This is a genomic window from Pseudomonas sp. NPDC089752 (assembly GCF_044748725.1).
GTDB lineage: Bacteria > Pseudomonadota > Gammaproteobacteria > Pseudomonadales > Pseudomonadaceae > Aquipseudomonas.
This window is the reverse complement of record NZ_JBIVGP010000016.1, coordinates 98,378-108,468: the sequence shown is the minus strand read 5'-3', so window position 1 is coordinate 108,468 and position 10,091 is coordinate 98,378. Positions and strand designations below refer to the sequence as shown.

Here is a 10,091-nt window from a genome sequence, read left to right as displayed (position 1 = left end):
GGCCAGTCGTAGTCGCGCGTCTCTATTCGGCAACGGAACAGAAGCTCAGCGAGACGCACAGCAACGGCGTGACATGCAGCTATGTCTATGATCCGTTAACGCTGCGGCTGAGCGGCATCAGCATACAAGGAGCGAATGGGTTGCTTCAGAGCCTGCATTACCAATACGATCCCGTCGGCAATGTGCTGCGTGTCAGTGACATGGCTGGGCAAATTCGTACTTGGCGTAACCAGCGTGTGGAACCAAAAAGTGAGTATGGTTACGACAGCCAGTATCAGCTTATCAGTGCCACCGGACGGGAGATGGCAAATGCCGGGCGCCAGCAAAGCAGATCTGCCCCCGCGAGCCTGCCGCTACCCAGCAATGACGAATATACCAACTACACCCGCACCTACGACTACGATACCGCAGGCAATCTCACCCAAATCCGCCACAGCGCGCTCGCTACGAGTAACTGCCATACCACGAACATTACAGTCAGTGACCGCAGTAACCGTGGGGTGGTCGACCTGCTCACGGATTGCCCAGCAGAAGTCGATAGGCTGTTCTCGGCGGGAGGATATCAGCAACTATTGCAGCCAGGTCAAAAGCTCTATTGGACACCCAGTGGAGAGCTGCAACGCGTGACACCCGTAGTGCGCGATGGGGCGCCAAGCGATCAGGAATTCTATCTCTATGACGCGCACAAACAACGCACACAAAAAACCAGCGAACAAGGTCATAGCAGGCAGCAAGTCATTTATTTGCCCGGACTGGAATTGCGAACAACCACTGTGAAGCCAGCTATCGAAGAAAGCACACATGTCATTAACACAACAAACAACGGTAACCTTTGCGTATACCATCGAACCACTGGCTTGACCGATGACGCTGAGCGCACCCATTACCGTTTCAACTACCAGGACCTTACGAACAACCATAGCCTCGAGCTGGACGATACCGGAAGCCTCATCAGCCTTGAGGAGTACTACCCCTATGGAAGCACAGCCATATGGTCGACATCCCAGTCAACCAACGTCCATTTCAAAACCTTACGATTTTCTGGAAAAGAGCGGGATGCTACGGGCCTGTATTACTTCGGGCATCGTTACTATCAGACATGGGCAGGACGATGGCTGAGCCCGGACCCCGCCGGCACGGTAGATGGACTGAACATCTTCAGCATGGTGAGGAATAATCCCAGCAGTTACATTGATGCCGAAGGCTTCATGCAGCAGCCGCCAGAACCTAACAGACCTCAATATACCATACAGTCGACGGGACTACATACATTCACGGATCCTGCTAAAAGAGCGATGATAATCAATGCATTAGATCAGGCGCTGGATACGCTGAACTACGTGACATCCTTAAATCCTCAGGAGCTACCAGTTGATTTAATGGAAAGTTTCTTCGGTCCGGATCACTTAACGGTCACAGCGGATGTTGTTCGCGCGTGGACAACAACCAAAAATGTTTTGACTGACTATGCTGACCCTCCCCGCGGGCATGGGAAATTCAGCAGCGCAACCTCGACCAACCCTGCTGCAATGGCCGTAGTTTTTAGGGCCGACTTTCAACAGCCCGTGTTGATTTTTGATGAATTTTTTAGCGACAAAACTACGGACCAACAGCGATCTTCAGTTTTGATACATGAAATAACCCACGTACGCCGAGCCCCAAAGATCCGTACGATCGGCATGGGAAGCGAAGATTATTTCTATTTGATTGATGAGCACCCAAGAGAAGACTCAAGAAATATCGTGTATGATGGGAATCTGACTGACGAAGACCTGACCTTAGGCACAGAATTATTTAACGCAATTGCCAAACTGCAGCATTTGAATATTATTGACGTGAACACGGATACTCTGACGCACGGAAGCTCGGAGGACCCAGAAGAGATGCACCGAATAGACGCTATTGAGGAATTCAATGAAAACAGCACACTCCGCGCTCGGGTGGCAGCCAACAATGCAGACAGCCTGGCCTATGCAGCCACCCTCATCGCCGCTCGCCGCCCGCAACATAACTCTCAATAGTCCCACTCTCGTGATTGCGCACCCAGCAAGGTGGGGTTTAGCGGTACAAAGTCGCAGAGTTGGGTTCATGTACATTCCCCCAGGTCCATTCAAACAAGGCTCCTGAGCCGCAACATTTGAATGCTTAAGTACCCTTGGAGACCTTGCACATCACCCTCCCAACCAATGCCACATTCACCGAGGCCAGCAGCAGGACGACCGCATAGCACACACACGTCATGCGCAGCCCAAGTGTTCGATCGCCAATGCCACCGTCGGCCAGGACAGGGTCGAGGCAAAGCCGGCAATCAGGGTGATGCCGGTAATGGCTTTGCCTGCTCCTTCGCCATATAGCCCACCCAGGGTGGCGAACAGGGCTTCGTACAGCCCCATGGCCATGCCTACGCCGATCACCGCCCAGGCCAGCATGAACAACGCGAGGCTGTGGCTGGCGGCCATGATCAACAAACCCAACGCTACCACCGCACCGCTGGCCGCCATTTGCGGGCGGCCGCCATAGCGGGCGACCAGGCGGCTGGATAGCGGAGCGAACAGGGCGGAAACCATCAGGCTCAGTGATAGCGCGCCGTACACCCACTGGCTGGGCCAGCCGGTGTCACGGCTGATCGGGTCGGCCATCACCGCCATGAGGAAGAACGAACCACCCCAGACCAGGATTTGCAGGATGCCCAGGCAGACGATGCCGAAGGGCCTGGGGAATTGCGGGGTGCTGTTCACTGCGGGGCCTTGTGTCGAGTGCGGGGTGGCAAGGCCGGCATCTTCGCGGGGCAAGCCCGCTCCCACAGGTTCCCTGCTGATCTCAGGTATGTGCGCTTCCTGTGGGAGCGGGCTTGCCCCGCGAAAGGGCCGGCGCAGGCACCCTACCATGCCCGCTATCGATGAAATATCCAGAGATATCATTGCCCGTGATAATAACCTTCGCTGCGTTCGATTCGTGCGTCACGCGCAAGGCACTCACACTCCGCCCACTACTAATATCTTGGCGGAGTTCTCCATGGACCACTCACTCAAACCCTTGCGCTTTCCCCTCGCTGCCCTGGCAGTGGTGGTGCTCAGCGCTTGCGGTCGAACCCCAGACGCCGTGCAGGCTCCCGCCGCGCCCAAAGTCACCGTGGCCAAGGTGATCGAACAACCGATCAACGAATGGGACGAGTTCACCGGCCGCCTGGAAGCGCCGGAAACCGTGGAAGTGCGCCCACGGGTATCCGGCCAGATCGATCAGGTCGGCTTCACCGAAGGCGCCCAGGTCAAGAAAGGCGACCTGCTGTTCCAGATCGACCCACGCCCCTTCCAGGCCGAAGTGCGCCGCCTCGAAGCGCAACTGCAACAGGCCAAGGCCACCGCCATCCGCAGCGCCAACGAAGCCCGCCGTGGCGAGCGCCTGCGTGACAGCAATGCCATCTCCGCCGAGCTGGCCGAATCGCGCAGCAGCGCCGCCGCCGAAGCTCGCGCTGGTGTCGACGCGATCCAGGCCCAACTCGACCTGGCCCGCCTGAACCTCAGCTTCACCCGCGTCACCGCGCCGATCAGCGGCCGCGTCAGCCGCGCCCAATACACCGCCGGCAACATCGTCAGCGCCGATGTCACCCCGCTGACCAGCGTGGTCTCCACCGACAAGGTCTACGCCTACTTCGACGCCGACGAGCGCGTGTACCTCAAGTACACCCAGCTGGCGCGTGAAGGCCAGCGCGGCCAGGCCACCCCGGTGTACCTGGGACTGACCAACGAAACCGGCAACCCGCACCTGGGGCAGATGAACTTCGTCGACAACCAGGTCAACCCGCGCACCGGCACCATCCGTGGCCGCGCCGTTTTCGACAACCGTGACGGCCAGTTCACCCCTGGCCTGTACGCACGCCTGAAGCTGGTCGGCAGCGCCCAGTACGACGCCGTGCTGATCAACGACGAAGCCGTGGGCACCGACCTTGGCAAGAAGTTCGTGCTGGTGATGGACAAGGACAACAAGGCCGCCTACCGCGCTGTGGAACTGGGGCCAAAGCTTGAAGGCCTGCGCATCGTGCGTAGCGGCCTGGCCAAGGACGACCGCATCGTGGTCAAGGGCCTGCAGCGCGTGCGCCCAGGCTCGCAAGTCACCCCGGAAGAAACGGCAATGGCCAGCGAACAGACCCTCGCCGCCCTCGCCCAGCAGCGCCAGGCCCTCGAAGCCAGCAACCCGGCGCAGAAAGTAGCGGGCTCCACTGAGAAAGTCGCCAGCGCCCAGGCGCCACGCGGTTAAGGGATCACACCGATGAACTTTTCGAAATTCTTCATTACCCGGCCAATCTTCGCCGCGGTGCTGTCGCTGGTGCTGCTGATCGCAGGCTCGATCTCGCTGTTCCAGCTGCCGATCAGCGAATACCCGGAAGTGGTTCCACCGACCGTGGTGGTGCGCGCCAACTTCCCCGGCGCCAACCCCAAGGTGATCGGCGAAACCGTGGCCGCGCCGCTGGAGCAGGCCATCACCGGTGTCGAGAACATGCTGTACATGTCCTCGCAGTCCACCGCCGACGGCAAGCTGACCCTGACCATCACCTTCGCCCTGGGCACCGACCTGGACAACGCCCAGGTGCAGGTGCAGAACCGCGTGACCCGCACCCAGCCCAAGCTGCCGGAGGAAGTGACGCGTATCGGTATCACCGTCGACAAGGCGTCGCCCGACCTGACCATGGTCGTGCACCTGACCTCGCCGGACAACCGCTACGACATGCTCTACCTGTCCAACTACGCCATCCTCAACATCAAGGATGAGCTGGCGCGCCTGGGTGGCGTGGGCGACGTGCAGCTGTTCGGCATGGGCGACTACTCGCTGCGCGTGTGGCTCGACCCGAACAAGACCGCTTCGCGCAATCTGACCGCCAGTGACGTGGTCGCGGCCATCCGCGAGCAGAACCGCCAGGTCGCTGCCGGCCAGCTGGGTGCCCCGCCCGCCCCCGGCTCGACCAGCTTCCAGCTGTCGATCAACACCCAGGGCCGCCTGGTCAACGAGGAAGAGTTCGAGAACATCATCATCCGTGCCGGTGCCGATGGCGAAATCACCCGCCTGAAGGACATCGCCCGGGTCGAACTCGGCTCCAGCCAGTACGCCCTGCGCTCGCTGCTGAACAACCAGCCAGCCGTGGCCATCCCGATCTTCCAGCGCCCAGGCTCCAACGCCATCGAGATCTCCGACGAAGTGCGGGCGAAAATGGCCGAGCTGAAGAAGGACTTCCCGGAAGGGATGGACTACAGCATCGTCTATGACCCGACCATCTTCGTGCGTGGTTCCATCGAAGCGGTGGTCCACACCCTGTTCGAAGCACTGGTGCTGGTGGTACTGGTGGTGATCCTGTTCCTGCAGACCTGGCGCGCCTCGATCATCCCGCTGCTGGCTGTGCCGGTATCGCTGATCGGTACCTTTGCGGTGATGCACCTGTTCGGCTTCTCGCTCAATGCCTTGTCGCTGTTCGGGCTGGTGTTGGCCATCGGGATCGTGGTGGACGACGCGATCGTCGTGGTGGAGAACGTCGAGCGTAATATCGGGCTGGGCTTGAAGCCGCTGGAAGCCACGCAAAAAGCCATGAGCGAAGTGACCGGGCCGATCATCGCCACCGCCCTGGTGCTGTGCGCGGTGTTCGTACCTGCTGCGTTCATTTCCGGCCTTACCGGGCAGTTCTACAAACAGTTCGCCCTGACCATCGCCATTTCCACCGTGATTTCGGCGTTCAACTCGCTGACCCTGTCGCCGGCGTTGGCTGCGGTGCTGCTCAAGGACCATCACGCGCCCAAGGACCGTTTCTCGCGGTTCCTCGACAAACTGCTGGGCAGCTGGTTGTTCTCGCCGTTCAACCGCTTCTTCGACCGTGCTAGCCACAGCTATGTCGGCGGCGTGCGCCGGGTCATCCGTTCCAGCGGCATCGCCCTGTTCGTCTATGCCGGCCTGATGGGCCTGACCTACCTGGGCTTCTCGTCCACCCCAACCGGTTTCGTCCCGGCCCAGGACAAGCAGTACCTGGTGGCCTTCGCCCAACTGCCGGACGCCGCCAGCCTCGACCGTACCGAGGCGGTGATCAAGCGCATGAGCGAAATCGCCCTGAAGCAACCGGGCGTTGCCGACTCGGTGGCCTTCCCGGGCCTGTCGATCAACGGTTTCACCAACAGCCCGAACAGCGGCATCGTGTTCACCCCGCTCAAGCCGTTCGATGAGCGCAAGGACCCGAGCCAGTCGGCAGCCGCCATCGCCGCTGCGCTGAACGCCCAGTTCGCCGACATCCAGGACGCCTACATCGCGATCTTCCCACCGCCGCCGGTACAGGGCCTGGGCACCATCGGCGGTTTCCGCCTGCAGATCGAGGACCGTGGCAACCTGGGCTACGAAGCGCTGTACAAGGAAACCCAGAACATCATCGCCAAGAGCCACAACGTGCCGGAGCTGGCGGGCCTGTTCACCAGCTACCAGGTCAACGTGCCGCAGGTCGATGCCGCCATCGACCGGGAAAAGGCCAAGACCCACGGCGTGGCGATCACCGACATTTTCGACACCCTGCAGGTTTACCTGGGTTCGCTGTACACCAACGACTTCAACCGTTTCGGCCGCACCTACCAGGTCAACGTCCAGGCCGAGCAGCAGTTCCGCCTCGACGCCGAGCAGATCGGCCAGCTGAAGGTGCGCAACAACCTGGGCGAGATGATCCCGCTGGCGACCTTCCTCAAGGTCAGCGACACCTCCGGGCCTGACCGCGTGATGCACTACAACGGCTTCATCACCGCAGAAATCAACGGTGCTGCTGCCCCAGGCTACAGCTCCGGCCAGGCAGAAGCGGCCATCGAGAAGCTGCTGAAAGAGGAACTGCCCAACGGCATGACCTTCGAGTGGACCGACCTGACCTACCAGCAGATCCTCTCCGGCAACACCGCACTGTTGGTATTCCCGCTGTGTGTGCTGCTGGCGTTCCTGGTGCTGGCTGCCCAGTACGAAAGCTGGAGCCTGCCGCTGGCGGTGATCCTGATCGTGCCGATGACCCTGCTTTCGGCCATTACCGGGGTGATCGTCTCGGGTGGCGACAACAACATCTTCACCCAGATCGGCTTGATCGTACTGGTGGGCCTGGCGTGCAAGAACGCGATCCTGATCGTCGAGTTCGCCAAGGATGAACAGGCCAAGGGCCTCGACCCGCTGGCTGCGGTGCTGGAAGCCTGCCGCCTGCGTCTGCGGCCGATCCTGATGACCTCGATCGCCTTCATCATGGGTGTGGTACCGCTGGTGTTCTCGTCCGGTGCCGGTTCGGAAATGCGCCATGCCATGGGTGTCGCGGTGTTCTCGGGGATGATCGGTGTGACCGTGTTCGGCCTGTTCCTGACCCCGGTGTTCTTCTTCCTGATCCGCCGTTTCGTCGAACGTCGCCAGGCCCGCAAGGCCGCACGCGTTCAATCGCTGGAGAGCCACGCATGAACCTGCTCAAGCCCCTGACCCCAAGCCTGCTGGCACTGGCCCTGGCGGCCTGCGCCGTAGGTCCTGACTATAAGGCGCCGGCCACCGAACCTGCGCAATTCGACAGCGCTGTACAGGCCAAGGCCTTCGATCGCAGCCGCTTCGAGAGCGTGTGGTGGAAGCAGTTCGACGACCCGGTGCTGAACCAGCTGGTTCAGGCGTCGCTGGACGGCAACCGCGACCTGCGCGTGGCCTTTGCCCGGCTCAAATCGGCGCGGGCGATCCGCGATGATGCCGCCAACGACCAGTTGCCGGTGGTCACCAGCCGCGCCAGCAGCGAAATCGGCAAGGGCCAGATCCCTGGCCAGACTGACCAGCGGGTCAACAGCGAGCGCTACGACCTCGGCCTGGACATGGCCTGGGAGCTCGACCTGTTCGGCCGCATTCAGCGCCAGATCGAAGCCAGCGATGCCGAGGCCGATGCCGCCCAGGCCGATCTGCAACAACTGCAGGTCAGCCTGATCGCCGAACTGGTCGACGCCTACGGCCAGCTGCGTGGCGCGCAACTGCGCGAGAACATCGCCGTGGCCAACCTCAAGACCCAGCAGGAATCGCGCACCATTACCGTGACCCTGCGCGATGCCGGGGTCGGCAACGAGCTCGACGTGGTGCGGGCCGATGCCCGCCTGGCCGGGGTCGAGGCCACCGTGCCGCAGCTGCAAGCGGTCCAAGCACGGGCGCGTCACCGCATCGCCACCCTGCTCGGCCAGCGCCCGGACGCACTGAGCGTGGACCTCTCGCCCAAGGCCTTGCCGGCCATCGCCAAAGCGCTGCCGGTGGGCGACCCGGGTGAGCTGCTGCGCCGCCGCCCGGACATTCGCAGCGCCGAGCGCCAACTGGCTGCGGCCACCGCCAATGTCGGCGTGGCCACTGCAGACCTGTTCCCACGGGTGAGCCTCAGCGGCTTCCTTGGCTTTACCGCCGCGCGCGGCTCGCAGATCGGCTCCTCGGCGGCCAATGCCTGGGCGCTGGGCCCGAGCATCACCTGGGCGGCGTTCGACCTGGGCAGCGTGCGGGCCCGCCTGCGTGGTGCCAAGGCCGATGCCGAAGGTGCCTTGGCCAGCTATGAGCAGCAGGTGTTGCTGGCCCTGGAAGAATCGGCCAATGCCTTCAGTGACTACGACAAGACCCAACAGCGGCTGTTGTCGCTGATGCGCCAAAGCGATGCCAGCCGCAAGGCGGCAGAGCTGGCCTCGGTGCGCTACCGCGAAGGCACGGTGGATTACCTGGTGCTGCTGGACGCCGAGCGTGAACGGCTGAGCGCCGAAGACGCCCAGGCGCAGGGCGAAGTCGACCTGTATCGCGGCATCGTCTCGATCTACAAGGCCCTGGGCGGCGGCTGGCAGCCGGAAACGGTAGCCAGCACACGCTGATCAAGGCGATTGCAACGACTCCTTTGGTTGGATCCTCCCCCAACCCTTTGCCCCGCTGGCCTTGGTCCGCGGGGCTTTTTTATGCGGCTTGCACCCCAAGCCAATCTGCCCCAAGCTCTGCCTTCTCCCCGCCATGGACCGCCCGATGCCCAGACGTCACCGCTACCTGATCGCTGTGTTGCTGCTGATCCTGGTATCGGTCGGTATCCTGTACCTGCGCAAAGACACCCCGCCAACAGCGCCGGTCCTGCCGGCTCATAGCTATGCCAAAGCCTTGCGCCAGGCCCACGAAGGCCAGCCGGGCGCCGCGCGGGTGCTGTATCAGCAGCTGCAACGGGAGGACCTGGCGCCGATCCGCCGCGCTGCCCTGTATGCCGAGCTGCCCAACTACCCCTCCCCACAGGCGCTGAAATTGGCCCGCGTGGACCTGGAAAACGACGAGCCGCTGGTGCGCCGCGCAGCCATCGCCAGCATCCGCCGCCTGTTGCCGCCCGCGCAACGCAGCCTGGTGCTGGGGCCGTTGCTGGACGACGACGAGCAAAGCGTGCGCTTCGCTGCGGTCGATGCCTTGCTTGGCCTGGATCCGGATGCCATCGGGCTCTACTTCGGGCCGCTACAGGCCGCACTGGAGCAGTATCAGCAGGCGCTGGAGCAGCAGCCTGACGATGCCGAGGCGCAGGTGCACCTGGCACGTCTGTACCTGCATGAAAACGACTACACCCAAGCGGCCACGGCCCTGCAGCGCAGCCTTGCGCTGGCTGCGGAAAACACGGACGCCCTGGCGACGCAGGTACGGCTGCTGGAGCGTCAGGGCCATCACGACCAGTCCAGGCAAGTTTTGGCCAAGGCACTGGCATTGCGGCCCGATTCAGCGTTCCTGCAACACGAACTCGGACTATGGCTGATCCGCCATGACCAGCGCGAGTACGCCCTGCTCGCCTTGTCGCGGGCCGTCGAACTTGAACCGGACAATGCCGATTATCGCTATACCCTGGCCGTTACCTTGCACGATCTCGAACAATCCGATGCCGCACAGAAACAGCTGGAAACCTTGCTCAGCCGGCAACCGGCCAACCGCCGGGCACGGGTGCTGCTGATCCAGTACTGGAAAGAGACCGGGCAGTTGCAAAACGTCCAGGTGCTGCTGGCCGAGCTCGAGCGGCAGAACCCGGACGATCCGTTCTTGCAGCAAGGGCTGTAGATGCGTTGAACCCTGGAGGAGCGCCTGTG

At 62.1% G+C, this 10,091-nt stretch carries 5 protein-coding genes and 1 pseudogene; 5 read left to right on the top strand and 1 reads right to left on the bottom strand.

Translation table 11 applies throughout. The features are described from left to right. Positions 1 to 2,021 (top strand): RHS repeat-associated core domain-containing protein (locus tag ACIPZF_RS22775; RefSeq protein ID WP_400803508.1); only part of this gene is annotated, 2,021 nt, incomplete at its 5' end. Between the two features lie 181 nt (positions 2,022 to 2,202). Here ACIPZF_RS22775 and ACIPZF_RS22770 read toward each other — a convergent pair. Further along, a pseudogene (locus ACIPZF_RS22770) lies at positions 2,203 to 2,687 on the bottom strand (MFS transporter); the annotation flags it as partial. Between the two features lie 328 nt (positions 2,688 to 3,015). Here ACIPZF_RS22770 and mexE point away from each other — a divergent pair. The 4 genes from mexE (at position 3,016) to ACIPZF_RS22750 (ending at position 10,062) form a co-directional block, all read left to right on the top strand. Then, entirely contained in the window at positions 3,016 to 4,257 is a 1,242-nt protein-coding gene (mexE, locus tag ACIPZF_RS22765; protein WP_400803505.1) for a multidrug efflux RND transporter periplasmic adaptor subunit MexE, read from the top strand. Positions 4,258 to 4,269: 12 nt separating this feature from the next. Next, on the top strand, positions 4,270 to 7,449 hold the full coding sequence (locus tag ACIPZF_RS22760; protein WP_400803503.1) for an efflux RND transporter permease subunit: 3,180 nt from the start codon (positions 4,270 to 4,272) through the stop codon (positions 7,447 to 7,449). Beyond that, a complete protein-coding gene (locus ACIPZF_RS22755) occupies positions 7,446 to 8,861 on the top strand; it encodes an efflux transporter outer membrane subunit (protein WP_400803500.1) in 1,416 nt (471 codons plus the stop codon). Before ACIPZF_RS22760 ends, ACIPZF_RS22755 begins: the two co-directional genes overlap by 4 nt. Before the next feature lie 145 nt (positions 8,862 to 9,006). Further along, the gene (locus tag ACIPZF_RS22750) at positions 9,007 to 10,062 is read left to right on the top strand and encodes a tetratricopeptide repeat protein (RefSeq protein ID WP_400803498.1); all 1,056 of its coding nucleotides are present in this window, start codon (positions 9,007 to 9,009) and stop codon (positions 10,060 to 10,062) included. Positions 10,063 to 10,091 lie beyond the last annotated feature (29 nt).

Coding starts and splice junctions, on each gene's coding strand:
- ACIPZF_RS22760 (WP_400803503.1), top strand. CDS start 4,270: ATGAACTTTTCGAAATTCTTCATTACCCGGCCAATCTTCGCCGCGGTG.
- ACIPZF_RS22755 (WP_400803500.1), top strand. CDS start 7,446: ATGAACCTGCTCAAGCCCCTGACCCCAAGCCTGCTGGCACTGGCCCTG.
- ACIPZF_RS22750 (WP_400803498.1), top strand. CDS start 9,007: ATGCCCAGACGTCACCGCTACCTGATCGCTGTGTTGCTGCTGATCCTG.
- mexE (WP_400803505.1), top strand. CDS start 3,016: ATGGACCACTCACTCAAACCCTTGCGCTTTCCCCTCGCTGCCCTGGCA.